General features: G+C 71.5%; 18 protein-coding genes and 1 pseudogene. 13 read left to right on the top strand and 6 right to left on the bottom strand.

Annotated features, from left to right (window positions below; all coding sequences use genetic code 11):
* Positions 1-520: branched-chain amino acid ABC transporter permease (locus ACJ8AN_RS16575; RefSeq protein ID WP_407756337.1), on the top strand; the 520-nt coding region annotated here is incomplete at its 5' end.
* Positions 521-539: 19 nt separating this feature from the next.
* On the opposite strand, the gene ACJ8AN_RS16570 is transcribed toward ACJ8AN_RS16575, so the two are convergent.
* Positions 540-965 carry a hypothetical protein gene (locus ACJ8AN_RS16570; protein ID WP_407756336.1) on the bottom strand — a complete coding sequence of 142 codons (426 nt, stop codon included), beginning with the start codon at positions 963-965 and terminating at the stop codon, positions 540-542.
* A 139-nt stretch (positions 966-1,104) separates the two neighbouring features.
* On the opposite strand from ACJ8AN_RS16570, the gene ACJ8AN_RS16565 reads away from it, so the two are divergent.
* Entirely contained in the window at positions 1,105-2,364 is a 1,260-nt protein-coding gene (locus ACJ8AN_RS16565) for an MDR family MFS transporter (RefSeq protein ID WP_407756335.1), read from the top strand.
* Positions 2,365-2,388: 24 nt separating this feature from the next.
* Here ACJ8AN_RS16565 and ACJ8AN_RS16560 read toward each other — a convergent pair whose 3' ends face one another.
* Positions 2,389-2,910: a hypothetical protein gene (locus tag ACJ8AN_RS16560; protein WP_407756334.1), complete on the bottom strand. Its 522-nt coding sequence runs from the start codon at positions 2,908-2,910 to the stop codon at positions 2,389-2,391.
* Positions 2,911-3,197: 287 nt separating this feature from the next.
* On the opposite strand from ACJ8AN_RS16560, the gene ACJ8AN_RS16555 reads away from it, so the two are divergent.
* The 6 genes from ACJ8AN_RS16555 (at position 3,198) to ACJ8AN_RS16530 (ending at position 12,152) form a co-directional block, all read left to right on the top strand.
* The gene (locus tag ACJ8AN_RS16555) at positions 3,198-3,632 is read left to right on the top strand and encodes a D-alanyl-D-alanine carboxypeptidase family protein (RefSeq protein WP_407756333.1); all 435 of its coding nucleotides are present in this window, start codon (positions 3,198-3,200) and stop codon (positions 3,630-3,632) included.
* Positions 3,633-3,812: 180 nt separating this feature from the next.
* Complete coding sequence (locus tag ACJ8AN_RS16550; RefSeq protein ID WP_407756332.1) at positions 3,813-5,240, top strand: TolC family protein; 1,428 nt, start codon at positions 3,813-3,815, stop codon at positions 5,238-5,240.
* Entirely contained in the window at positions 5,228-6,457 is a 1,230-nt protein-coding gene (locus tag ACJ8AN_RS16545) for an efflux RND transporter periplasmic adaptor subunit (RefSeq protein WP_407756331.1), read from the top strand. The genes ACJ8AN_RS16550 and ACJ8AN_RS16545 overlap by 13 nt, the downstream gene beginning before the upstream one ends.
* A 6-nt stretch (positions 6,458-6,463) precedes the next feature.
* Positions 6,464-9,598, top strand: coding sequence for an efflux RND transporter permease subunit (locus ACJ8AN_RS16540; RefSeq protein ID WP_407756330.1), 3,135 nt, complete (start codon positions 6,464-6,466; stop codon positions 9,596-9,598).
* A gap of 81 nt (positions 9,599-9,679) precedes the next feature.
* On the top strand, positions 9,680-10,537 hold the full coding sequence (locus ACJ8AN_RS16535) for a hypothetical protein (RefSeq protein WP_407756329.1): 858 nt from the start codon (positions 9,680-9,682) through the stop codon (positions 10,535-10,537).
* Between the two features lie 412 nt (positions 10,538-10,949).
* Positions 10,950-12,152, top strand: a complete 1,203-nt coding sequence (locus ACJ8AN_RS16530) for an aminotransferase class I/II-fold pyridoxal phosphate-dependent enzyme (protein ID WP_407756328.1) — start codon at positions 10,950-10,952, stop codon at positions 12,150-12,152.
* 266 nt (positions 12,153-12,418) lie between these two features.
* On the opposite strand, the gene ACJ8AN_RS16525 is transcribed toward ACJ8AN_RS16530, so the two are convergent.
* Positions 12,419-13,984 carry a DUF1570 domain-containing protein gene (locus ACJ8AN_RS16525; RefSeq protein ID WP_407756327.1) on the bottom strand — a complete coding sequence of 522 codons (1,566 nt, stop codon included), beginning with the start codon at positions 13,982-13,984 and terminating at the stop codon, positions 12,419-12,421.
* Between the two features lie 81 nt (positions 13,985-14,065).
* The gene (locus ACJ8AN_RS16520; protein ID WP_407756326.1) at positions 14,066-14,842 is read right to left on the bottom strand and encodes an NAD-dependent protein deacylase; all 777 of its coding nucleotides are present in this window, start codon (positions 14,840-14,842) and stop codon (positions 14,066-14,068) included.
* A gap of 147 nt (positions 14,843-14,989) precedes the next feature.
* Between ACJ8AN_RS16520 and ACJ8AN_RS16515 the strand changes: the two genes are divergently transcribed.
* Positions 14,990-17,581: a DUF3656 domain-containing protein gene (locus ACJ8AN_RS16515; RefSeq protein WP_407756325.1), complete on the top strand. Its 2,592-nt coding sequence runs from the start codon at positions 14,990-14,992 to the stop codon at positions 17,579-17,581.
* Here the strand turns inward: ACJ8AN_RS16515 and ACJ8AN_RS16510 are convergent.
* Positions 17,578-18,015, bottom strand: a complete 438-nt coding sequence (locus ACJ8AN_RS16510; protein WP_407756324.1) for a nuclear transport factor 2 family protein — start codon at positions 18,013-18,015, stop codon at positions 17,578-17,580. The two genes, ACJ8AN_RS16515 and ACJ8AN_RS16510, sit on opposite strands and share 4 nt — an antisense overlap.
* A gap of 75 nt (positions 18,016-18,090) precedes the next feature.
* On the opposite strand from ACJ8AN_RS16510, the gene ACJ8AN_RS16505 reads away from it, so the two are divergent.
* From ACJ8AN_RS16505 to ACJ8AN_RS16495, 3 genes are all read left to right on the top strand, one after another.
* A complete protein-coding gene (locus ACJ8AN_RS16505) occupies positions 18,091-19,146 on the top strand; it encodes a prephenate dehydrogenase/arogenate dehydrogenase family protein (protein ID WP_407756323.1) in 1,056 nt (351 codons plus the stop codon).
* Between the two features lie 383 nt (positions 19,147-19,529).
* Entirely contained in the window at positions 19,530-21,446 is a 1,917-nt protein-coding gene (locus tag ACJ8AN_RS16500) for a PAS domain S-box protein (RefSeq protein ID WP_407756322.1), read from the top strand.
* Positions 21,447-21,518: 72 nt separating this feature from the next.
* Positions 21,519-25,250, top strand: coding sequence for a VIT domain-containing protein (locus ACJ8AN_RS16495; RefSeq protein WP_407756321.1), 3,732 nt, complete (start codon positions 21,519-21,521; stop codon positions 25,248-25,250).
* Between the two features lie 38 nt (positions 25,251-25,288).
* Here the strand turns inward: ACJ8AN_RS16495 and ACJ8AN_RS16490 are convergent, their stop codons facing one another.
* Positions 25,289-25,624: a TerB family tellurite resistance protein gene (locus ACJ8AN_RS16490; protein ID WP_407756320.1), complete on the bottom strand. Its 336-nt coding sequence runs from the start codon at positions 25,622-25,624 to the stop codon at positions 25,289-25,291.
* A 116-nt stretch (positions 25,625-25,740) separates the two neighbouring features.
* Here ACJ8AN_RS16490 and ACJ8AN_RS16485 point away from each other — a divergent pair.
* Positions 25,741-26,192, top strand: a pseudogene (locus ACJ8AN_RS16485) (hypothetical protein); the annotation flags it as partial.

The following is a 26,192-nucleotide window of genomic DNA, read 5'->3' as shown; positions in this document are numbered from 1 at the left end:
CACGCTGTTCGGAGTGGTGGAGCTCGAGTCGCGCTACGGCATGTATTACACCGTGCTGGGCATCTTCCTGCTGGGCTTCGGACTCATCCACCGCACCATCCACTCGCCCTTCGGACAGGTGCTGCGCGCCATCAAGGAGAACGAGCCTCGGGCCCTCTCGCTGGGCTACGACGTCAACCGCTACAAGCTGCTGGCGTTCGTCCTGTCCGCCGCGCTGTCGGGACTGGCGGGCTCGACCAAGGCCCTGGTGTTCCAGCTCGAGACGCTCACCGACGTGCAGTGGCAGATGTCCGGTGAAGTGGTGCTGATGACGCTGCTGGGCGGAATGGGGACGATTCTCGGGCCGCTGATGGGCTCGTTCCTGGTGGTGATGATCGAGGACTACTTCGCCGGGCTGGGCGAGTGGGTCCCCGTCATCATGGGCTGCATCTTCGTCTTCTGCGTGCTGGTGTTCCGCCGCGGCATCATTGGCGAGGCCGCCGCGCTGTGGAAGCGCGCCCTCCCGGAACCGGACGCGTAGCCCGGGAGCCCGAGGGCTGTCAGCGCCCGCCGCCGCCAGTGGGGGGGACGGGGGACCTCGTCACACCGAGGCAGAGGACGCAGAGCGTCAGCGTCAGCACGGACATCAGGTAGCGCTCCCACGGGCTCGCGGAGGCGAGATTCGCGAGCGTGTTCAATGCCATCTGCGCCGCGAGCACCCACGTGCCGGCGCGAAACAGCCGCATCCACCCCGGCGTGCGTTTCAGCAGGCCGGCGCGTCCGCAGACAATCAAGGCCGAAAGGCAGAGGATGAGCGCGGCCACGCCGCTGCCCACCCGGTGCTCGGGCGAAAGCACGCGCTCCGCCCCGCCCCACGCCGCGGCTCCCAGCGGAGCGCCGAGCGCCAGCGCGACTTGAAACAGCGCCACACCCGAGAAACCGCTCGCCGCCGCCAGTGCCCATGTCCGTGGAGAACCCGCTGTCATGACTCCTGACATACCCCGGTGTCCGCCGGCACGGAGAACCTTGTCCGACAGCCAGAACCCCCGTGAGCCCTCGACGAGGGCCTCGCCTGCCCGGCCCCCCTGGCAAGCGCTCGCGGCTTCCCGCAAGCTGTGCCCCGGCATGAAGCACCTGTTGGGGAAACTGGGGGCGGAGGTCCGCGCGACGGCGGGGGGCCTGCCTCGCACGTACTGGTACCTGTGGACGGGCACGCTGGTGAACCGGCTGGGCTCCTTCGTGGTGCCCTTCCTGTCGCTCTACCTCATCCGCGAGCGCGGCTTCCACGAGGCCGAGGCCGGCCTGGTGGTGTCATTGCATGGCGCGGGCGGCGTGATCGCGGCGCTGGTGGGCGGCACGCTCGCGGACCGCGTGGGCCGGCGCGCGACGCTGCTCTCCGGACTGTGGCTGGGCTCGGCGGCCATGCTGTCCCTGGGCTTCTCCCGCGCCACCTGGCAGATCTGCGTCTCGGCCTTCCTGCTGGGCCTGCTCGGCGAGCTGTACCGGCCCGCGGTGTCCGCGGCGCTCGCGGACGTGGTGCCCCCCCAGGACCGCGCGCGTGCCTACGGCCTGCTGTACTGGGTGGTGAACGTGGGCTTCTCCATCGCCCTGCCCCTGGCGGGCCTCGCCTCGCGCTTCGGCTTCCTCGCCCTCTTCGTGGCCGACGCCTGCACCACCTTCCTCTACGGCGTCATCGTCTGGTGGAAGGTGCCCGAGACGCGCCCCGCCCTTCCCCCGGAGCAGGCCGGGCCCTCGCGCCGGCCGCCCTCGCTGGCGCCCTTCGGTGACCCGGTGTTCCTCGCCTTCGCCCTGCCCATCCTGCTCACCGCGCTCGTCTTCTCCCAGGGCAGCGTCACGCTGCTGATGGACCTGACGTCCCAGGGCATGTCGCCGGCCACCTTCGGCGCGGTGCTGGCGGTGAACGGCGTCCTCATCGTGCTGCTGCAACCCTTCGCCGGCCGGTGGCTGGGGACGCTGCGGCGCGCGACGGCACTGTCCTGGGCCTCGGGGCTGACGGGGCTGGGCTTCGGCCTGCACGCGCTCGGCGCGCAGCCGGGACTGGCGGCGCTCGCGGTGGTGGTGTGGACGCTGGGGGAGATTGCCCAGTCGCCCGTGGCCTCGGCGGTGGTGGCGGACCTGGCCCCCACCGAGCAGCGCGGCACCTACCAGGGCGCCTATTACATGCTGTGGGCCCTCTCCTCGTGCCTCGCCCCGGCGCTCGGCTCGTGGGTGCTCGGGCACCACGGCCGGTACGCGCTGTGGGGCGGCTGCCTCGCGCTGGGCCTGTTCGCGGCGGGCTGGCACCTGGCCGTCGCCGCGGCCCGCCGCCGCCGCATGGACACCCTGCGCCTCACCCGCGCCGAGGTGAGCGCCGCGCTCGACTGAGGCGCTCCGGGCCGGGGCGGCCCCTCACGCGCGCGGCGCCGGAGGGGAAGCGGGACGCCGGAAGCCATACACCCACGCGGCCGCCGCACCGAGCGCCGGCAGCACCACGGTGAGGGTGAGCACGCCGAAGACGGCATCGTTCACGGGCTCGCCGGTGGCGTCCACGCCGGCCACGCGCAGCCACGCCTTCACGGCGGTGACGAACCAGTTGGCGAAGTTGGCGGCGATGAAGGCCCACGCGAGGCGCCGCTGGCCCCCGGGCCCGTAGCGCAACATCGGCAGCGACCAGGCCACGCCGAGCAGCAGGAACGTCCCCATCAGCGCGTTGAGGTGCGAGGCGAGCGCGGCATGGGGCTCGGCGGGCACCTTGCCCGTCATGGCCGCGGCGACATAGCCGCCGGTGAGCAGGCCCAGCAGCAGCAGCCACGCGGCGGCGTGCGCCATCAGCCGCGCGGCGGGCAACGGGGCCGGGAGGGAAACAGGAGCGGGGGCGGCGACGGCGGAAGAAACCTCGCTCGGAGGCACGGGACGGAGGGCGGTCGTCATGGGTGGCGCCCACTCTAGCGGCGAAGCAGGCGAGCCGACGAGCCACCCCCTCCCCCCGGGGCCCACTGTCCGGGAAAGAGCCAGCGAAGCTCCCGGCGCCTGCCCGGCCGCCTGCTCGCAATCCGGGAATGGATATGAGAGCACCCTCTCCTGCCCCTCTGGACAGGAACCGCCCCATGCGCTTCCCCCCGCTCCGCTGGAGCCTCCTGCTGGCCCTCGTGTGCCTGCTCGTTCCCGGTCTCGCGCCTGGCGCGGACGTGAAACGCAAGCCAGCGAGGAAACCGCCCATGAAGTCGCTCGTCGCCCTGCCCGGCGGAGAGTCGCTGCGACGGGACGCGGCGCTCGCCTTCCAGCGCATGTCCACCGCGGCGCGCGCCGAGGGCATCGGCCTGTGGGTGGTCAGCGGCTACCGCACCCGCCGCGAGCAGCGCATCCTCTACGAGCGCTACCGCCAGGGACTCGGCCCGCGCGCGGCGCGCCCCGGCGCCTCCAACCACCAGCGGGGCCTCGCGGTGGACGTGCTCGTGGGGCACGAGGAAACGCCCACCTACCACTGGCTCGCGGCCCACGCGTGCCGCCATGGCTTCCGGCGCACGGTGCCCTCGGAGCCGTGGCACTGGGAGTACCGGCCCCGCTCCACGCGCGCCCCCGCCCCGGACACCGACTGCCTCGGCCAGCCCCCGCCGCCGAAGGAGCCGGCGCGCACGGCCTCGTCCTCCTGAGCCAAGGGCCCCGAGCGAAGTGCCCACCCGCGAGCACCCGGCCCGCGCCGGTGGGCCCGTCCCCCCTCCCGGATGACACGAGTGCTCGCTACCGGGCACCCACAATGTCCGGCTGTGTCAGGACTGTACTGGAGTAGGAGGCCAAGGAGGCGGGCAGTCACCACCGTGGGTGGCCTGCCTATGAATGCCTTCTTGCTCACCGTCCTCCTGTGGCAGGCCAGCCCGCCCGCCGGAGCGAAGCTGGCCCAGGCCGGACCGGGTGCCACCGCGCCGCAACAGCCGCAGCAGCAGCAACAGCCCCCGGCCGTGCCACCGCCCTTCCAGCCCGAGGTCTCCGACCCGATGCTGGCCCCCATGCCTCCGGCGCCGGTGCAGGTGGCCTCCTGGGACGAGGCGCTCGCCGTGCTGCGCCAGCGCTCCCCGGAGCTGCGCACCGCCCTGGCCCAGGTGGAGGCGGCCGCGGGCCAGCGTCGCGCGGCGCTCGGTGGACTGTTGCCCACCCTCGGGGGCACCGTCTCCGTCCAGTACAACGTGATTGGCCCGACCGTGTCGTCCTTCGGCGGCGGCGCCACCGGGAGCGCGACGGGCAACTTCAGGACCTCCACCCCCCTGGGCACCGCGTCGCTGACGGCGGCCATGCCCCTGTTCGACCTGCGGGCCCTGCGCTCGCTGCGGGCGGCGGACTCCACGCGCCGGGCCAGCGAGCTGTCGCTGGACGAGACGCGGCGCCAGCTCACCGGGGCGCTGGCCGGGGCGCTCGCGCGCGTGGCCTCCTCCGAGCGGCTCGCCGAGGTGAACCGCGTCAACCTGCGCTCGGCCCTGGAGCGGCTGGCGCTCGCGCAGCGGCGGCTGGAGCTGGGCGCGGGCACGCAGCTGGACGTCATCCGCCTGCGGCAGGACGCGGAGTCGGTCCGCGCGACGCTGGTCTCCGGGGACGAGACGCTGCGCCAGGCCCGGGACGCGCTCGGGCTGGTGCTCGGCCTGGAGCAACCGGTGGGGCTCGGCCGCGAGGTGTCCCTGGAGGAGCTGCTGCGGCGCGGCCAGCAGGAGTGCCACCGGTTGGAGAAAGTGGAGGCGCGGCCGGACCTGGCGGCGGCGCGCGCGCGGCTGGAGGCGGCGGACCGCTCGGTGTCGGCGGCCCAGGCGCTGTACTGGCCCACGCTCGAGGCGCAGAGCTCGGCGGTGGCGCTCACGGTGGATCCGGGCTTCGCGCGGGTGCCGGTGTGGAACCTCGGCGCGGTGCTCTCCCTGCCCTTCTACACGGGCGAGCGCGCGGGCCTCATCCAGCAGGCGCGGGCCCAGGCGGAGACGGTGCGCCAGGAGGTGGTGTCGCGCCAGCGCGCGGTGTCGGTGGAGGTGGCGCAGGCGCGGCGCGAGCTGGACGTGGCCCAGACGGAGCAGGAGATCGCCGCCCGGGAGCGCGAGCTCGCCGCGGAGAACGACCGGCTCACCCGGCGGGCCTTCGAGGTGGGCACCGGGACGAGCCAGGACCTGGTGGTGTCGGCGGCGGCGTTGCGTCAGGCGGAGCTGAGCCTGGTGGTGAGGCAGTTCCAGCTGTACCAGGCGCGAATCGAGGCATTCCTGGCGGAGGCGGCATGCGACTGGTGAGGCAAGGAGTGTGGGGAGCGTGGTGGGTGGCGCTGGCGCTGGCCGGGTGCCACGGCTCGAATGGCAAACAGGGCGAGCAGCAGGGAGGCCCCGGAGGCGCCGGCGGTGGGCAGGCGATGCCGGTGGAGGTGATGGAGCTGCGGCCCGGTCCGGTGCGGGAGGTGGGCGAGTACCTGGGGACGCTGATTTCCCGGCGCAGCATCACCGTGTACCCGCAGGTGGCCGGCTACGTGCGGCGCATCGAGGTGAAGCCCGGCCAGGAGGTGAAACCGGGCCAGCTGCTGCTGGAGGTGGACCCGAGGCGCGAGCGCGCGGGCGTGCAGAGCGCCCAGGCCCAGCGCAGCGCGGCCCAGGCCCAGCGGAAATACGCCAGCAGCACCCGCCAGCGTGCCGAGCAGCTCCTGCGCGAGGGCCTCATGAGCCGTCAGGACTATGAGCAGGCGGCGGCCCAGGCGGCGGCGGCCGAGGCCAGTGCGCGCTCGGCGGAGGCCCAGTTGCAATCGCAGCAGGTGGAGCTCGGCTACTACCAGGTACAGGCGCCCTTCGCCGGCGTGGTGGGAGACATCCCGGTGAAGGTGGGGGACTACGTCACCCCGCAGACGGCGCTGACGGGCGTGGACCAGAGCCGCGCGCTGGAGGTGTCCGTGGCGGTGCCGCCGGAGCGGGCCTCGGAGGTGCAGGTGGGCACCACCCCGGTGGAGGTGCTCGACGACGAGGGCAAACCGGTGGTGAGCGCGCCCGTCTTCTTCGTGGCACCCACGCCCGGCCCACGCACGCAACTGGTGGAGCTCAAGGCCGCCTTCGACAACACGGTGGGCCTGCGCGCCGGCCAGGTGGTGCACGTGCGGGTCGTCTACCGGACGCGCGACTCGCTGCGGCTGCCCACCTTCGCGGTGACGCAGCAGAGCAGCCAGTTCTTCGCCATGGTGGTGGCGCAGGGCGACGGGGGCACGGCCATCGCGCAGCGCCGGCCGGTGAAGCTCGGCGGGCTCCAGGACAACGACTACGAGGTGCTCGGCGGCCTGCAGGAGGGCACGCAGGTCATCGTCGGCTCGCTCCAGGCCCTCCGTGACGGCCAGCCCATCCAGCCCAAGCCGGCGAAGCAGCCCCAGGGCGAGGAGCAGGGCGTGGGCGGCGCCGCGGACGCGGGCACGGGCGGGGCTGGAGACGCGGGCACGAGCACGGATGCGGGCACGGGCCCGGACAGGGGCGGGTGAGCGCGCATGTTCTCGGACCTCTTCATCCGCCGGCCCATCCTCGCCAGCGTCATCTCCATCCTGATTACCCTGGTGGGGGCCATCTCCATCCCCAGCCTGCCCGTCGAGCAGTACCCCAACCTCGCCGCACCGCAGGTGACGGTGACGTCCAATTACATCGGCGCCTCCGCCGAGGTGGTGGAGAGCGCGGTGACGACGGTGCTGGAGCGCCAGCTCAACGGCCTGGAGGGCATGCGCTACATCTCCTCCAGCAGCAGCAACAACGGCACCAGCACCATCACCGTCACCTTCGAGCCCGAGCGTGACCTGGACGTGGCGGCGGTGGACGTGCAGAACCGGGTGGCCACCGCCGCGGCGCGGCTGCCCGCCGAGGTGAACACGCAGGGCATCACCATCAGCAAGACGCAGTCGCAGCTGCTCATGGCGCTCGGCCTGTTCGACAAGGAGGGCCGCTATGACACGAGCTTCTTGAGCAACTACGCGGACGTCTACATCCGCGATGCGCTCCTGCGCGTGCCGGGCGTGAGCGACGTGCGCATCTTCGGCGAGCGCCGCTTCGCCATGCGGCTGTGGTTGGACCCCACGGCCCTGGCCAGCCGGGGCCTCACGGCGCAGGACGTGGTGGCGGCGCTGCGCGAGCAGAACGTGCAGGTGGCCGCCGGCCAGGTGGGCCAGCCCCCCGCGCCCCAGGGACAGACGTATCAAATCAACGTGCAGGTGCTCGGCCGGCTCTCCACGCCGGAGCAGTTCGGGGCCATCGTGGTACAGCGAGGCCAGGACGGCTCGCTGGTGCAGATGAAGGACGTGGGCCGGGTGGAGTTGGGGGCGGAGAACTACAACCAGTTCCTGCGCTTCGACGGCCGGGACGCGGTGGGCCTGGGCATCTTCCAGCTCCCCGGCTCCAACGCGCTGCAGGTGCGCGAGGGCGTGCTGGCGGAGCTCGCGCGGCTCAAGGCCAGCTTCCCGCCGGGCATGGAGTACCAGCGCGCCTTCGACACCACGGCGGCGGTGCAGGAGTCCATCGACGAGGTGCTGCACACGCTGATGGAAGCCATCGTGCTGGTCATCTTCGTCGTCTTCATCTTCCTGCACGGCTGGCGCAGCATCCTCGTGGTGGCCACGACGCTGCCGGTGTCGCTGGTGGGCACGTTCGCCTTCGTGAGCGCGTTCGGCTTCTCGCTCAACACGCTGACGCTCTTCGGCCTGACGCTGGCCACGGGCCTGGTGGTGGACGACGCCATCGTGGTCATCGAGAACGTCGAGCGCCTCATGGCGGACGACAACCTGGACGCGCGCGAGGCCTCGCACCGCAGCATGAAGCAGGTGGGCGGCGCGGTGGTGGCCACGGCGCTGGTGCTCTCGGCGGTGTTCGTCCCGGTGTCCTTCTTCCCGGGCACCACGGGCTCCATCTACCGGCAGTTCGCCCTCACGCTGGCCTTCTCCATCAGCCTGTCGGCCCTGGTGGCCCTCACGCTCTCGCCCGCGCTGTGCGCCCGGCTGCTGCGGCCCCACGAGGGCCAGAAGTGGCGCCTCTTCCGCCTGGTGGACGAGGGCATGGACCGCTTCCGCCGCGGCTACGCGCGCTTCCTCGGGCGGCTGCTGCGGCCCGCGGTGCGCTGGGTGCTGCTGGGCGTCTTCATGGTGTGCCTGGGCCTCACGGGGCTGCTCTACGCCGTCACGCCCACCGGCTTCATCCCCGAGGAGGACCAGGGCTACCTCATCGTCGCCGTGCAGGGCCCCGAGGGCACGTCGCTGGACTACACGCGCCGGGTGCTCATCCAGGCCGAGGACGTGCTGCGCCAGCAGAAGGAGGTGAAGGACATCTTCACCGTGGGCGGCTTCTCGCTGCTGGGCACCGGCTCCAACTACGGCGTGCTCTTCATCAACCTCACCCCCTGGGACGAGCGCAAGCAAGCGGAGCAGAGCGTGGCGGGGCTGGTCAACCGGCTGCGCGGGCCGCTCGGCGGCATTCCCGGAGCGCGCGTGCTGGCCTTCCAGCCGCCCACCATCCGCGGCGTGGGCAGCGTGGGCGGCTTCGAGTTCGTCCTCGAGGACCAGCAGGGCACGCACACGCTGGACGAGCTGGCGGCGGCCACCCAGCAGCTGGCGGGGCGGGCCAACCAGTCCCCGGACCTGCGCAGCGTCTTCTCGTCCTATACGGCGAGCACCCCGCTGCTCAACGTGACGGTGGACCGCGAGAAGGCCAAGGCGCTCGGCGTGGGGCTCGACACGCTCTACTCCACGCTGCAGGTCTACATGGGCAGCCAGTACGTCAACGACTTCACCTTCGCCAACCGCGTGTACCGCGTGTACGTGCAGGCGGCCACGCCCTTCCGCAACGAGCCCCGGGACATCTCCGCCTTCTACGTGCGCACGGCGCAGGGCGACATGGTTCCACTGGAGAGCCTGGTGAAGGTGGAGCCCGTCACCACGGCGCAGAACATCCAGCACTACAACCTGTTCCGCTCGGCCACCATCAACGGCCAGGGCGCGCCAGGCGTCAGCACCGGCCAGGCGCTGCAGGCCATGGAGGCCGTCGCCCGCCAGGGCCTGCCCGCGGGCTTCACCTTCGAATGGACGGGCCTGTCGCTCGAGCAGAAGAACGCGGGCGGCAAGGTGCTGCTCATCTTCGGCCTGGGCATCGTGTTCGTCTTCCTGGTGCTCTCGGCGCAGTACGAGAGCTTCGCCCTGCCCTTCGTCATCATGCTCGCGGTGCCGGTGGCCATGCTGGGCGCGCTGGGGCTGCAGAACCTGCGCGGGCTGGCCAACGACGTCTTCTGCCAGGTGGGCCTGGTGATGTTGGTGGGCCTCTCGAGCAAGAACGCGGTGCTCATCGTCGAGTTCGCCGAGCAGCTGCGGCACCAGGGCAAGAGCGTGGTGGAGGCGGCCATCCAGGCGGCGGACACGCGGCTGCGGCCCATCCTGATGACGTCCTTCGCCTTCCTGCTGGGCGTGGTGCCGCTGGTGCTGGCCTCGGGCGCGGGCGCCGCCTCGCGCAAGTCGCTGGGCACGGCGGTGTTCGGCGGCATGCTGCTGTCCACCTTCATCAACCTCGTCTTCATCCCCGTGCTGTACACGCTGGTGGAGACGGCGCGCACGAAGCTGCTCAAGCGCCATGAGCACGGGCCCAACCCGGCCTGAGCGGCACCGACGCGGGCCTACTTCTGGAGTCAACCGCGGGGGTTGACAGAGAGGTGACTTCCGAGGTCATCTCGCTGTCGCATGCCCTCCCTCCGGCACGAGGCCCTTCTGGAGTTGTTCCGCAACCGCCCGGCCCTGGCGGCCGAGCTGTTGCGCGACGCGCTCGGTGTCGAGCTGCCCGCCTACGCGGAGGCCCGGGCGGAGTCCGCGGAGCTGACCCAGGTGGTGCCCACCGAGTACCGGGCGGACCTGGTGGTGCAGCTGTGGGCGGACAAGCCTCGCCTGGCCATCGTGGTGGAGGTGCAACTCTCGCCGGACGAGGAGAAGCGGTACTCGTGGCCGGTGTACCTCACGCACATGAGAGCACGGTTGAGGTGCCCCACGTCACTGCTGGTGGTGGCGCCGGAGGCGGCGGTGGCGCGCTGGTGCGGGCAGCCGATGGAAACGGGCCACCGGGGCTTCGTGCTGAGGCCCCATGTCGCGGGGCCCGAGCGCATTCCGGTGATTACGCGGGCCGAGCAGGCGCGCGAGGCGGTGGAATTGGCGGTGCTGTCCGCCATGGCGCACGGGCAGGGAGAGAGCGGAGCGGCCATCGCCGAGGCGGTGCTGCCCGGACTGGAGGGGATTGATGACGAGCGGGCGCGCTTCTATTTTGATCTGGTGATGTGCTCGCTGAACGACGCGGCACGCACGGCCCTGGAGGCACTGATGCGCAGTGGCACCTACGAGTACCAGAGCGAGTTCGCCCGGCATTACGTGGCCCAGGGGCGCAAGGAGGGGGAGATGAGCGCCTTGTTGGCGGTGCTCGAGGCTCGGGGTCTCCAGGTGGACGAGCAAGCCCGCCAGCGCATTGCCGCCTGCACGGAGCTCGAGCAGTTCCAGCGCTGGCTCCGCAAGGCCGTGTCCATCCAGTCCGTGCAAGAGCTCTTCGAGTCCTAGGCCACCCGGCCCGGCGCGCGTCCCCCCGAAAAAAAAGCGGCGGGCGCTCCCTCTGGCAGAGGAACGCCCGCCGCGCACCATACCGGACCGTCAGAGGAGGAGGTTGACGGCCCGTGGAGGGGTGTACCGGGTGCTTAAGCACCCTCCGTGCCAGCGTTCAAGTCCTCGATATTGCTGGAGGCCTTCTTCCGACCCGGTGCGTCAGGGCTCCACACCGCGCCGCGCCAATGTAAATCCGTCTGACACTCTTGCCCGAATCCCCTGGAGCCACGAGGGTTTACCACCCATGCGCCTGCTTGTCCCGAAATCGAACACTTCTGTCCGCATTCTAGACAGCCGGGCTCCCATGAGAGAAGCCCTGTCCCCACATGGTGATTGATAAGGAAGAGCCTGCTCAACCCCGAGGCCTCCCGTGGTCCGACCCGCGAAGCATATCGAGAACGTCCGCTACGCCATCCGCAACGTCGTGGCCGAGGCGAGCCGCCTGGAAGCGCAGGGCCGGCAGATCCTCTACCTGAACATCGGAGACCCGCTGAAGTTCGACTTCCAGACGCCGCCGCACCTCATTGAGGCGGTGCACCGGGCGATGCGGGACGGACACAACGGCTACGCACCCTCGGCGGGAATCCCGGCCGCGCGCGAGGCCATCGCCATGGAGACCACGCGCACCGGCATCCGCGGCGTCCTGCCCTCGGACGTGGTGGTGACCACGGGCGCCAGCGAGGCGCTCGAGCTGGCCCTCACGGCGCTGCTCGAGCCCGGTGAGCGCGTGCTCCTGCCCTGCCCGGGCTACCCGCTCTACAACGCCCTCATGGCCAAGCTGAACGCCCAGGGCGTGCCCTACACGCTCGACGAGGAGAACGGCTGGTCGTTGGACCTCGAGGAAATCGAGCGGCTGTGCACACCCGGCACGCGCGCCATCCTGCTGTGCAATCCCAACAACCCCACGGGCGCGGTGCTCGACCGCAAGGTGCTCGAGGGCCTGCTGGAGATTGCCCGGCGCCACGAGCTGGTCGTGCTGTCCGACGAAATCTACGACAAGCTGCTCTACGACAAGGCGCACGTGGCCACCGCGTCACTGGCGACGGACGTGCCCATCATCACCTTCAACGGGCTGTCCAAGGCGTACCTCGCCTGCGGCTGGCGCGTGGGGTGGCTCGTCTTCTGCAACTCGTACCTGATGCCGGAGCTGAAGAACGCGGTGCAGCGGCTGGCGGATGCGCGGCTGTGCGGACCGGCGCCCCAGCAGTACGCCATCGCCCCCGCGCTGCAGGGGCCGCAGGACCACATCCCCGAGATGATGAAGCGGCTGCGCTCGCGGAGGGACTTGATGGTCCGCCGCATCAACGCCATCCCGGGCCTGTCCGTGGTGGAGCCCGCCGCCGCGTTCTACGCCATGCCCCGCCTGCGGCTGCCCGGCGTGACGAACGACGAGCAGTTCGTGCTGTCGCTGCTGCGCGAGACGGGCGTGCTCTTCGTCCACGGCAGCGGCTTCGGCCAGAAGACGGGAACGACGCACTTCCGGGTGGTCTTCCTGCCCGGGGAGGCGACCCTCACCACCGCCTTCGACCGGCTCGAGGCCTTCGTCCGCGAGCGCTACCCGCTCCAGGCGTGACATTCCACTCCTCACCGGTGAGCAGTGGATTTTCACTTCTCACCGGTGAGAAGCGGATTTTCACTCCTCACCGGTGAGCAGCGGATTGTGGGCCCCTCACCTTTCACTTCTCACCGGTGAGAAGCGGATTGTGGGCCCCTCACCTTCCACTTCTCACCGGTGAGAAGCGGATTGTGCTCGGGAAGGCGTGGCGCACATCCCGGAACACGGACGGCCCGTCCTGGACTCGGGACACTCCGGCCTCTCGGCGCGGACGGGGAGGCGGTTCAGTGCGTAAGGTGGGGAACGCACGCCGCCGGGGTGAAGCGGGCGAGCCGCTCGCGGAACTCCTTCTCCAGCCGCTCGTTCGGGTTCTCCTGCAGCATGTCGAGAGCACGCTGCTCGGCGAGAATGGCCTCGGAGCAGCGGCCGAGCCCCGCGGCGGCCATGGCGTACGTATCCAGGATGGCTGCGTTCCAGGGAGCCAGCTCGCTGGCCCGCGTCGCCAGGGGCAGGGCCTCCTCGTAGCGCTTCTGGAGGACATACATCCACGCCAGCCCGTTGGCCGCGCTCGCGTCGCGCGGCGCGAGCTCGAGCACCTTCTTGAAGGTGGTCTCACGCTCCGCCGCCTCCGCCGGAGTCTTCTCGCCCAGGGAGTTGGCCAGCAGGAGCCAGGCGCGTCCCTCCAGGGGATGGGCCGCCACGGCCTCGCGCGCCAGGGGCACGCGCTGCTCCCGGGGCGCATCCCCCATCTTCACCTCGAGGGCGAGCAGACCGCCCGGCTCCAGGCGCAGCGCCTCCTCGAGCTCCGTGCGCGCCAGCTCCAGCCGCGCCTTCTCGCCCTCGGTGACCATGGTGGAGGCCGTCAGCGCCAGCTTCGCCCGGAGGGCGTGCACCTCGGCGTCGTCGAGGGGACGCTCGGAGAAGCCGTTGGCCACGGGCGGCACCTGCACGGTGAGCTCCCGGTAGGAGCCGCTCTTGAGGTAGTCGAGCAGCATCGTTCCGAGCTTGGGGGAGGACAGCTCGGGCAGCAGCTCGGACTCGGAGCGGGAGGGATCTTTCCCCTGCGCCAGCCGGACCTGGTACTTCGCGAAGTCCTCGGACCGGGTGTTGTAGAGCCAGTGCACGAGCAGCCAGCTGCCCGAATACTGGGTGGCGAGCTCCCAATCCGCGTACGCGTCGCTCGGCCGGTCATCCCAGGTGAGCACGTTGCGCATGGACCAGTCGCGGTCGCGCAGCAGCCCGCGCGCGGACAAATCCAACACCTTCTTCATGTACACGGCCGCGTCGATGTGCGGAGTGCCCATGACGGCCGTCCTGCCATCCTTGGACAGCCGCAGCGTCTCCATGAACTGGGCCAGCCCCTCGGACACCCAGCGCGGCCGGCGCAGCAGCACGTACGTGCTCAGGTGGTGGGTGAGCTCGTGCTTGAGCGTGGAGGAGGACGCCTCCGAGAGCCCCGAGAAGCGCTGCTCCCACGAGTCCGGCCGGCCCTGGAGGACGATGAAGGGCTCATTGCCCTGGAGGGAGAAGAACCCGGCGATGCGCCGGGGGAAGAGGCTCTCGAAGTCACTGCTGTCGGCGAAGACGTAGACGGTCACCCGGGCCATCTGCCGTTGGTTGATCGCGGGCCACGCGGCCGCCAGCAGGGCCGCGCGGGTCTGCTCCAGGTAGCTCGCCGCCTTGTAGGCCTCCTCCACGGGGAGGTCCGTCTGGAGCGTGAAATGCTCACTCTCCACCTCGTTCCAGGCGGAGCCGCCCTGGCCAGGACACCGGGCGAACCGGGGCCCCAGACACCCCGTGGAAGAGACGACCACAGCCAGCAGGAAGACAGCCGCGAGACCTCGGTGCATGAAACATTTCCCCCTCTGGGGGCCGCCAGACAGGGCGGCGGACCCTCCCGTCAGCCTATGCCAGGGCGGGGGACGCGAGCACTACCCTCGCCGGGGCATCCACCGGTCGCGCGCGGCCCACAACGCCTCGCACGCGGCCACCGCGCCCATCCGCAGCTTCACATCCACCCTGTCCGACAGGTCCGTGAGCCCCGGGTTGATCTCCACGGTCGGACGTTTGCGCGCGATGGCCTCGAGCACCGGCCCGTCGATGTAGGGGAAGAGGCTCGAGGTGCCAATCGAGAACACCACGTCGAAGCCCCGCGCGAGCTCCCGCTGGAGCGTCTCCACCTGCACGGTGGGCAGCATCTCCTCGAAGAGCACGACCTCGGGGCGCAGCAGGGCGCCACACTGGGGGCAGGACGGACACGGCTCCAGGTGCGAGTAATCCGCGACGCGCTCGGTGAAGGGACACTGCGTGCAGCACAGCGCGTGGATGTCCCCGTGGATGTCGATGACGTGCTTCGAGCCCGCCGCCCGGTGGAAGCCGTCGACGTTCTGCGTGAGCACCCAGCAGCGCTCGAAGGACTCCTCGAAGCGCGCCAGGATTTCATGGGCGCGGTTGAAGGTCGCCCCCCGGCAGGCGCGCTCGATGTCGTGGAGGTGCTTCCACGTCAGCTCGGGCCGGCGCCGGAACATGCTCCCCGAGAGCGCCACCTCGATGGGCAGGCCGTCCTCGGTCGTCTTGCCGTTGTAGAGCCCGCCGATGCCCCGGTAGGTGGGGACTCCCGACTCCGCCGAGATGCCCGCGCCGGTGATGAACAGCACACCGCGGGCGTGGGACAGGTGCGTGATGACGCGTTCGAGGGCCAGGTCCATCCACCGAGCGTCTCAGCCCGCCCGCATCCCTCGCAAGCGCGGAGGAGCGGGAGTGTCGGGAGGCCGCCGGGCATGGGAGCGGGCTCGTCCGGTGTCCCCCGCCCGAGTGGGACGCCGGGCCGGTGGGGGCGTGTTATGTGGGGCGGCATGCCTCCCCGCCGTCCTGAAATCCTCGCCCCCGCGGGCGACCTCGAGTCCCTGAGCGCCGCGCTCGCCAGCGGCGCGGACGCCGTCTACTTCGGGCTCGACGAGGGCTTCAACGCCCGCGCCCGTGCCGACAACTTCTCGCTCGCGCGCCTGCCCGAGACGATGGCCGCCGTGCACCGCGCCGGGGCCCGGGCCTACCTGACGCTCAACACGCTCGTCTTCGAGCCCGAGCTGCCCGTGGTGGAGCGGATTCTGCGCGGGGCCGCCTCGGCGGGCGTGGATGCCCTCATCATCCAGGATCCGGCCGTGGCCCTGCTCGCGCGCGCCATCTGTCCGCAGCTGGAGCTGCACGCCTCCACGCAGATGACCGTCTCCAGCGCCGAGGGCATCCGCTTCGCCCGGAGCCTGGGCGTCACCCGCGTCGTCATCCCCCGCGAGCTCTCCACCACCGAAATCCGCCGGCTCGCCAGCCAGACGGACATGGAGCTCGAGGTCTTCATCCACGGCGCGCTCTGCATGTCCTGGAGCGGCCAGTGCCTCACCAGCGAGGCCTGGGGCGGACGCTCGGCCAACCGCGGCCAGTGCGCCCAGTCCTGCCGCCTGCCCTATGATTTGGTGGTGGACGACCAGACGCGCGACCTCGGCGAGGTGCGCTACCTGCTCAGCCCCAAGGACCTCGCCGGTGTGCGCGCCGTGCCCGAGCTCATCGACATTGGCGTCCACAGCCTGAAAATCGAGGGCCGTCTCAAGGGGCCGCAGTACGTCACCACCACGGTGCGGGGCTACCGCCGGTGGGTGGACGGAATCCTCGCGGGCAGGCCGGACGAGCGCCAGCTCCAGAAGGACCTGGCCGACATGTCCCTCACGTACAGCCGCGGCTTCTCCAATGGCTTCCTCGCGGGCTCCGACCATCAGACGCTCGTCGAGGGCCGCTTCCCCAAGCACCGGGGCCTGTACCTCGGCCGCGTGCGCTCGGTGTCCGGCAAGGAGGTGCTCGTCACGCCGGAGGAGCGTCCGTGGACGGGAGGCCTCGGCCTGGGCGAGGAGCGTCCCGAGGCGCCCCAGGGACAGGTGTCCTCTCCGCTCGCGGGCCAGGAGCCCCGGCCGGCGGCGGTGGACCCGCGTCCCGGCATGGGCGTCGTCTTCGACGCGGGGACGCCCGAGGACAAGCACGAGCCCGGTGGCCCCATCTTCCGCGTGGACCGGCGGGGCAACGGCTGGGTGCTGGGCTTCGGGCACCCGGGACCGGACCTGGGACGGGTGGCGCCCGGCCAGCGCGTGTGGCTCAACAGCGACCCGTCCCTGGCCCGCCAGACGGAGAGCCTGCTGTCCCACGGCGAGCCCGAGGGCCGCATTCCCCTCACCTTGAAGGTCTCCGGCGCCGAGGGCACCCCGCTGCGGCTGCACGCGAGCGCCGCGGGACACGAGCGCGAGGCCACGGGCCCGACGGTGCTGGCGCCCGCCAAGGGCAAGGGCCTGGACGAGGCGCTGCTGCGCGACAAGCTGGGCGCCTTCGGAGGCACGCCCTTCACGCTGGCGCGGCTGGACCGCACGGAGCTGGCGCCGGGCCTGCACCTGCCCGTCTCGGAGCTCAAGGCGCTGCGGCGCGACCTCGTGACCGAGCTGACGGCCGCGGTGGAGAAGGGCCCCAAGCGCACGGTGGTGGAGACGCCAGTGCAGGAGCAGGTGCGCGCCTCGCTGCTCGCGCGCGTGCCCGAGGTCGCGGCCGAGGAAGGCGCGCGGCTGATGCCGCTGTGCCGCAACGACGCGCAGCTGGAGGCCGTCATCGCCGCGGGCCTGCGCGAGGTGGAGCTGGATTGGATGGAGCTGGTGGGCCTGCAGCGCGCGGTGGAGCGGGCGCGGGCGGCGGGACTGCGCGTCACCATCGCCACCGTGCGCGTGCAGAAGCCGGGCGAGGAGGGTTACGACGCGCGGCTCGACAAGCTGCGTCCGGACGCGGTGCTGGTGCGCCACTGGGGCGCGCTGATGCACTTCCTCGAGCGCCCCGCCGGCCAGCCGCGCCCGGTGCTGCACGGGGACTTCTCGCTCAACGTCACCAACTCGGTGACGGCGGCGCACCTGCTCGGGCTGGGGCTGGACACGCTCACCTTCTCGCACGACCTGGACGAGACGCAGCTCTTCTCGCTGCTCGACCACGCGCCGGCGCACCGCTTCGCCGTGGCCCTGCACCACCACATCGCCACGTTCCACACCGAGCACTGCGTGTACTCGCACACGCTCTCCAACGGGCGCGACTACCGCAGCTGCGGCCGGCCCTGCGAGAAGCACCAGATTTCGCTGAGAGACCGAATCGGACTGGAGCACCCGGTCATCGTGGACGTGGGCTGCCGCAACACGGTGTTCAACGCGCAGGCGCAGAGCGCGGCCTCCCTGGTGCCGAAGCTGCTGGAGCGCGGGGTGCGGCGCTTCCGGGTGGAGTTCGTCCGCGAGTCGCGGGAGGAAGCGGCCCGGGTGCTGGCGGCCTACCAGGAGCTGCTGGCGGGAAGAATCCCGCCGGCCGAGGCGGTGCGTCGCGCCGCGGTGCACGAGCAGTTCGGCGTCACGCGCGGCACCATGCAGGTGTTGAGCTAGGAGGCCCGTGAGACGCGGGCCGCCGAGGGCGCGGCGAACGCCTCGACGACACCGGACAGGTCCTCGATGACGCGCACCTGGGCAATCAGCCCCTCGCGGAACTCGAGGACGAAGGCGAACTCGCTGGTACACCGCTTCCCGGTCTTGCGCACGACGAACTGCTCGTCGCCCAGGACGATGACCTGATCGCCGTTGCCCACGAAGTCCCGGGTGTTCACCTCCAGGACGTCGAGCACCTCGTCGAGCCGCTCGAAGTACCCGGTGATGGAGTCCCTGCCCCGGAACTCGCCGCTCAGGGGCGTGCCCACCGGCAGGGAGAGCTTGTAGCTGGCGTCGTCGGCCAGCGCGTCGAGGAGGGGCTGGAAGCTGCCGGTCCGGTCCATCTCCTCGAAGATGGACCTCGTCCGCTCCACGTTCTTCTTCGCTTCGGACACGTCGCTCACTATGCGCCCGAGGATGGACATGCGTCCAAGCCCTGCCCAGGGGGCCCCTCGTGTAGAGTTGCCGGCATGACGGTCGCCATCGTTGGATACGGACGCTTTGGCCGCGCGCTCGGCTCCCTGCTGGAGGCGGCGGGCATCGCCTACCGCGCGATGGACCCCGTGGCCGACATCCCCGAGCCGCACCGCGCCGGCTCCCTGCGCGAGCTGCTCGCCGGGGCCGAGCTCATCGTGGTGGCCGTGCCGGTGCCGCGGATGCGCGAGCTGCTCGAGGCCATGCGCCCCCTGCTGCGGCCGGAGCAGCTGGTGATGGACGTGGGCAGCGTGAAGGTCAAGCCCGTGCACGCCATGAACGAGGTGCTCGGCACCCGGGTGCCCTGGGTGGGGACACATCCGCTCTTCGGTCCGCTCAGCCTCGCCATGGCCGAGCGCCCCATGCGCGTCGTCCTCTGCCCCAACCCGCTCCACCCGGACGCGGTCCGGCAGGCCCGGGCCTTCTTCGAGCGGCTGGGCTGCGAGGTCATCGAGCAGACGCCCGAGGGCCATGACCGCATCATGGCGCACACCCATGCGCTCACCTTCTTCGTGGCCAAGGGCATGGTGGACGCGGGCTCGGGGGTGGACGTGCCCTTCGCGCCCGCGAGCTTCAAGGCGCTCTCGCGCACCATTGAGCTCGTCCGCTCGGACGCCGGGCACCTCTTCACCGCCATCCAGCACGAGAACCCCTTCGCGGCGGAGGCGCGCGCGCACCTGCTGGGAGCGCTCGAGCTCATCCACCGGGAGCTGGAGGCCCTGCCGCCCGAGGCCGCCGCCCAGGACACGCCCGCGCTGGAGCTGCCAGCGCTCGAGAAGGGCGTGCCGGAGCTCACCCAGACGCGCGAGCACATCGATGAGATCGACCGCACGCTGGTGGAGCTGCTGGCGCGGCGGGCCGAGCTCGCCCGGAGGGCGCTGCGGAGCAAGGCCCAGGCGGGACAGCCGGTGCCGGACCCGGCCCGCGAGGAGGCGATGCTCGCGGTGCGCCGCGACTGGGCCGCCGAGCTGGGCGTGGACGCCGAGGGCGTGGAGGCCATCTTCCGCGCCATCCTCCGCTTCTCCCGGCGCGCCCAGCAGACCCAGAAGTGACGGCGCCCCCGCCCGGCCGCCAGGCGAGGAGGCGCGGTGCCGGGATGCTTCGTGCCCGACGGGGGTGTTAGGGGATCAAATAGGTTGACCCCTCCTGGTCCCGCCCGCTTCCATGGCGATGGAATCCTCGCGTCCGTGCGGAGGCGCTCACGAGCGGCCGTTGAGCATCCGGCATCGCTCCGGATTCGTCCTTGTCGTGGGCTGCGTCCAGGCCGAGTAATACCCCATGCACGGTCCTCTTCCACTGATTGGATACATCCTTGACCGACCCCACGAGAACAGTGGCCGCCGCATGCCCCTCCCTCTCCCCCACGCCCGCCGGATGGCGACCCACCGCCCCACCGCGGGAGTGCGCCTCCAGGCGTTGAGCTGAGGGCGAGCCGATGGTTGAACGCAACTCGCGGACCGCCCCGGAGGGCGCGTCCCTGGATGAGACGCACGCGCAACTGCTCATCGACAGCATCCAGGATTACGCCATCTTCATGCTCGACCCCACCGGGCACGTGGCGAGCTGGAACCCCGGCGCGCAGCGGCTCAAGGGCTACACCGCCCGCGAGGTGCTGGGGCGGCACTTCTCCCTCTTCTACCCGCCCTCGGACATCGTCGCCGGCAAGTGCGAGATGGAGCTGAAGGGCGCCACGGAGCACGGCCGCTTCGAGGACGAGGGCTGGCGCATCCGCAAGAACGGCGAGCGCTTCTGGGCCAACGTCGTCATCACCGCCATGCGCGACAGCTCGGGCCAGCTCGTCGGGTTCGCGAAAATCACGCGCGACCTCACCGAGCGCCGCAAGGCCGAGGAATACCTGCGGCGCAGCGAGGAGCGCTTCCGGCTGCTCGTGGACAGCGTGAAGGACTACGCCATCTTCATGCTGGATACGGACGGACGCGTGATGACCTGGAACCCAGGCGCCCAACGCATCAAGGGCTACACGTCCGAGGAGGTCATCGGCCAGTCCTTCAGCCGCTTCTTCCCGGACGAAGCGGTGGCCCAGGGCAAGCCGTGGGATCTGCTGGGCGAGGCCGCCAGCAACGGGCGCGTCGAGGACGAGGGCTGGCGGGTGCGCAAGGACGGCACCCTCCTCTGGGCCAACGTGACGCTCACCGCCGTATACGACGAGACGGGCAAGCTGCGGGGCTTCTCCAAGGTGACGCGCGACCTCACCGAGCGCCGCAAGGTCGAGGAGCGGCTGCGGCGCAGCGAGGCGCGCTTCCGGCTGCTCGTCTCGAGCGTGAAGGACTACGCCATCTTCATGCTGGATACGGACGGGCGCGTGGTGTCCTGGAACGACGGAGCGGTGAACATCACCGGCTACTCGGCCCGGGAGGTCGTCGGCGAGCACGTCGCCCTGCTCTACACGCCCGAGGACGTGGCGCGGAACACGCCCGCCCTGGATCTCGACACCGCGAAGCAGGAGGGCCGCTTCGAGAAGGAGACGTGGCACCTGCGCAAGGACGGCACCACCTTCTGGGCCAGCCAGCTCGTCACCGCGGTGTACGACGCGTCCGGGACGCTCGTGGGCTATGCGAAGGTGATGCGCGACCTGTCCGACCAGAAGCGCGCGGAGGACGAGCGCCTGCGGCTCGCCCATGCCGAGGAGGCCATCCGCATGCGCGACGAGTTCCTCTCCATCGCCGCGCACGAGCTGAAGACGCCCCTCACCGCGCTCCAGCTCCAGCTGCAGAGTCTGCGCGAGCCCCTGGAGGGGATTGAACCGAGGATGCGGGCCCGGCTCGAGCGCGCCCTGCACAGCACCGAGCGGCTGGCGGACCTCGTCGAGAAGTTGATGGATGTGTCGCGGCTCAGCAGTGGCCAGCTCACGCTGAAACCGGAGCGCGTCGAGCTGCTCACCACGGTGCGGGACGTCGTCGAGCGTCTGCGGGAAACGGCGCTCGACGCCGGCTGTCCGGTCCATGTCGTCGGAGAGCAGCCCATTGAAGGAACCTGGGACCGGCTCCGTGTCGAGCAGGCGCTCACCTACGTGCTGGCCAATGCGTTCAGGCATGCGGCGGGACACCCCATCGAGATCTCGGTGTCACAGGAGGGAGCCGAGGCGCTCGTCATCGTCAGCGACCAGGGGCCCGGCCTGCCGGAGAAGGAGATGCACCGGCTGTTCGTCCGGTTCGAGCGCGCCGCGTCCATGCGCCACCATGGCGGGCTGGGCCTGGGGCTGTACATGACGCGGGAAATCATCGAGGCCCATGGCGGGAGCATCTCCGCCACCAACCCGCCCGGCGGCGGCGCCCGCTTCACCCTGCGCCTGCCCACGAAGGCTCCGGACACGGTGCCCCCTCAGGAGTAGCGGGGGGGGCGGCGGGCCTCCCGGGGGGCCCCTCATCCCGGCCGGACGCGGAGTGGACTAACCTGCGGCGCCATGTCCCTCCCGCGTGCCCTGCTCACCGGAGTCCTCCTCGCGGTCCTGTCCCTGCCGGGTTGCAAGCGCGACTCAACGGCCAATGACACGCCTCCGGTGCCCGAAGGGCCCAAGGCGGACCCAGCGCTCTTCGCCCGCGCCGGGCTCACCGCGCCCGTCACCGCTCCCGGCGTGCCGGACCCGGGCACGGTGGACCTCCCGGCGTTGCGCGATGCCGTGGCCGACCCGCGCCCCATCTCCCAGGACGAGCTGGCGCGGCTCGTGCGGGAGGCGAACAACTGGCCCAACGGTCAGCGCGGAGGACCGCGGCCCGATGCGGCACGGCCGGCCCGCGACCTCCGCACCTTCGGAGAGGCGGAGGGAGGGGCGGAGGTGGACGAGTCCCTCGGCTCCGAGCAGATGGAGCAACAGGCGGCGCACCCCGCTCCCTCGGAGGCTCCTCCGCCTCCGTCCCCGGTGGCCCGGCCGGAGCCCGCCCCGGCTCCGGCGACGGGGCGCGCCGATGCCGATGGCGCGGTCGATGAGCTCTTCACCGGCCGCGGTCCGCGGGGCTCGGGGAGCGCACCGGAGGACAGGGAGCCGCAGCTCCAGGCCTACGCGCTGAGGGACAGTCCGCCCCCGCCCGAGCCGCGGCGCGAGCCGGCGCTGGAGATGAAGCGGCGGGAGATCATCCAGATCATCAAGGGCCGCGAATCGCAGCGCGCCTCCGCCTCCAGCGACGGCGGTGGCCACGCGCTGGCCAGGCTCGCGCCCAAGACCAAGGCCAAGGCAGAGGCCGAGGAGGCGCCGAAGCCGGTGCTGCCCAAGGTGGAGTCCGCGCCGCGCATGGCCAAGGTGCTGGTGCAGGACGGCGAGGGCCGCTACCAGCCGCTGACGGCCCGGGCGGTGCGCGTGGTGACGTACATCCAGGGAGCCCGTGCGCGCACGGTGGTGGACTACCTCTTCGAGAACGACACCGCGCGCGCGCTGGAAGGCACCTTCTACTACCCGCTGCCCGGCGGGGCGACGGTGGCGGGCTTCGCGTTGTACTCGGGCGCGATGGCGGTGGACTCGCCCTCGCTCTTCCAGTCGGGGGACTTGCTGCCTCCGCTGGGGGACTCGGGCAGGCCGGAGGAGCTGGTGGCGGCGGCCCCGCCGAGCCCTCCCGGAGCGAAGCGCTCGTGGGGCGAGGTGCAGGAGGCCCGCGTCGTCGAGCAGAAGCGCGCCCGCGAGGTGTACGAGGACGTGGTGCGGCACAACGTGGACCCGGCGCTGCTGGAGTGGGCGGGCTCTTCCACGTTCAGCGCGCGCGTCTTCCCGCTGCCGCCCAGGTCCCTCAAGCGGGTGGTGATCGCCTATGAGCAGACGCTCCTCTTCGATGGCCAGCACCTGCGCTACACGTGGCCGCTGCCGCCGGGAGCGGGCAAGGGGCTGAAGGTGTCGGCGCGCGTGCACGTGGACCCGAGGCTCGCCGGCGAGGTGACGGTGGGCCCCGAGGCGGGAGCGCCGCGCATGCTGGGCACGTGGCGGACGTGGGACTGGCCGAAGCTGCAAGGGGACGGGGCGCTGGACGTGGCGCTCACGCCCAGGAGCGCGGAGGCGGACGTGCTGGTGGGCGCGGACCCGGCGGGGCTGCCCGGGCACGCCTTCTACACGCGGGTGCGGCTGCCCGAGCGGCTCACCGCGGGCACCCAGGGAGCGCCGACGGGGCGCGCGGTGCTGGTGGTGGACACCTCGCTGTCGGTGGAGGACGGCAACGCGTGGGCCCTGCAAGGAGCCCTGCTGCGCGCGCTGCTGGAGAAGGACGAGAGCCTCACCGAGTACGCGGTGCTCCTCTTCGACGTGCGGCCGCGCTGGCTGCACGGCCCGGGCTTCCGGCGCAACACGCCCGAGGCGCGCCAGCAGACGTTCGCCGAGTTGGAGCGCGTGTACCTCGAGGGCGCCTCCAACGTGGACGGCATGCTCGCGGAATTGGAGCGGGCCGGGCGCGACTGGCTGAAACCGGCGGCGGGCGGCGGGCGGGTGACGGCCTTCCTGCTCTCGGACGGCAACGTCACCTGGGGGCAGAGCAACGTGGACGCGCTCATCTCGCGCCACCCCGCCGCGGAGTCGCTGCGCTGGGTGAGCTACCGCTTCGGCGAGGCGGCGGTGAACACGCAGCTCTTCGAGGGGCTGGCGCGCGCGAGCGGGGGCCGGATGGTGAGCGTGCTCTCCGGCTCCGAGGTGGTGGCGGCGGCGAGCGCGCACCGGGCGGCCTCGGTGGTGCTGGCGCGGGTGGGGGTGAAGGGCGCGCAGGTGAAGGACCTGGTGGTGGCGGGCCGGCCGCACCTCGTCTTCCCCGGGCAGGAGCTGCAGGTGGCCGGCCGGCTGGTGGGGGACGGGCAGGCGAAGCTGGAGGTGGTGACGCAGGCCGCGGGCGAGGAGCGCACGCTGGAGGTGCCGCTGCCGCGCGAGGAAGACGACGCCTTCGCCCCGCGCGCGTGGGCGGAGCTGTTCGTCTCGCGGCTGGTGTCGCTGGAGGACGTGAAGCTGGACCGGATGGTGGTGGCGCTCAGCCAGCACTACCGGCTGGCCAACGCGCGGGCCTCCATGCTGGTGCTGGAGTCCGAGGGGGACTACGTGCGCTACGCGGTGCGCGACGAGCAGCTGGAGCTCTCGGACCTGGACTCGCTGCAAAGGCAGCAGGAGGACCAGCGGCGCGACGAGCTGCTGGGGCTGTCGTTGCAGGACGTGCCGGACTCGGGGCGCGAGGTGCTGCGGGTGCTGGGGGCGAAGCAGGCGGAGCTGGGCTCGCGCATGCAGGCGCAGCCGCTGCGGGACGAGCCCTACGCGGGCGGCGAGGAGCGGGTGCAGGCGGAGCTCGCGTACCGGCAGGCGCGGCACACCAACAAGGACGACGTGCTGGTGTACGAGACGGTGGCGCGCAAGCGGGCCTTCTCGGGGGACACGTGGGGCGCGGTGAGGGCGCTCTCCTCCCCGGTGGAGCTGCGCCCCCAGGACGCGGAGGCGCTGCGGCTGGTGGGCTATGGGCTGTTGGCGCTCGGCCAGTACCCGGCCGCCACGGAGCTCTTCGAGCACGTGCGGCTCAACCGGCCCTTCGAGCCCCAGAGCTACCTGGAGGAGGCGCTCGCCCTGGACGCGGCGGGGCGGCCCGCGGAGGCGGCGCGCGACTGGGAAATCGTCCTGGCCCGCTCCTGGAAGCGCCACGACGAGCAGGTGAAGACGGTGGCCTCGTACCACTACGCCCGGCTGTTGGCGGCGCTGGCGAAGCACCCCCGGCTGGAGAAGGAGTCGGCGGCGCTGTCGGCCCGGCTGCGCGAGCTGCGGCCGTCCGGGGAGCCGGGCGCCATCGACTACCAGCTCACCACGCACTGGAACTCGGACGGGACGGACATCGACCTGTGGGTGGTGGAGCCCAACGGCGAGAAGTGCTTCTACCAGCACAAGCAGACGACGCTGGGCGGGCAGCTGCACTGGGACATTACCGACGGGCTGGGGCCGGAGCTGTACCACGCGCGCCAGGCGGCACCGGGCACGTACTTCGTACTGGTGCACTACTTCGGCAACAACTCGCAGCGCTACGTGGTGCCCACGGCCCTGCTGCTGGTGACGGACCGGGACGTCTTCGCCAAGGAGGACGCGTACAAGCGGCGCTTCCAGGTGCGCATCCTGCCCCGGCAGAACGCCCAGCTGCTGCTGCGGCGCGAGGAGCTGGTGCCCTTGCGGGTGCCCGTGGCGAAGACGGTGGAGTGAGCGGCGGGCCGGGAGCCCCGCGGCTCAGCGCCCGGGGCTCAGCGGTCAGCGCTCAGGATGACGCGCAGCTCCTCGAGCATCTCCATCTCGGCGTCCCGAAGGCGGCCATCGCTCGCGATGAGGGCCCGGGCCGCCTCGAGGACCTCTTGCGAGCGGTCACGCAGCAGCGCCAGGTCCGGGGCCGGCGGCTCGGCCTTGCCGTCCAGGGCCTCCTTGAGGGCGGCGACCTCCTGCTCCGGGACGCCCCAGCTGCGAGCCGCTCCCAGGATGGTGCCCACCTCCTGCAAGTCCACCTGGCCGTCGCTCCACGCCAGCTGGAGCATCAACTTGAGCACCTCGGTGTTGAAATCGTCCTCGGCGATGGGCCTGGCCATGGGGTGGTCTCCGTTTTGCTTCTCGGCCGATGATAAAGCCCCACGCAACTCTGATCCAGGAAGTCCGATAATTCCCCCATCGCACGTACCGCCCGCCGCTGGGGTGAGGAGAAACCATGAAGAAGGTCGGATCCGGGGGGCTCCCCCCCACGCTGCAGAAGCTCATCACGGACGCGTCCCACTCGGGCAAGCAGATTGGCGCGCCCAAGCTGCACAAGGCGCTGCACGGGCATCACCTGGGCCAGCTGAAGAAGGCCGATCCGAACCAGCTGCGCGACATCTTCGAGCACCTCACCCCCAAGGCGAAGGCGCTGGCGGAGAAGCTGCTCGGCGGCGCCGTCAGTAACCCCCGGGTGAAGATCAAGGCCGATGAGCCCACCACCGCACCGACCTCGGGTGGCCTCGGCTCCCTGCCGGGCGTGGTGAAGATCAAGGCCGACGAGCCCACCGCCGCACCGACCTCGGGTGGCCTCGGCTCCCTGCCGGGCGTGGTGAAGATCAAGGCCGACGAGCCCACCGCCGCACCGACCTCGGGTGGCCTCGGCTCCCTGCCGGGCGTGGTGAAGAT

The sequence above is a fragment of the Archangium sp. genome (genome assembly GCF_045802675.1).
Classification (GTDB): domain Bacteria; phylum Myxococcota; class Myxococcia; order Myxococcales; family Myxococcaceae; genus Archangium.
The sequence above is the reverse complement of the archived record's forward strand: the minus strand, read 5'-3'. Positions and strand labels throughout refer to the sequence as shown.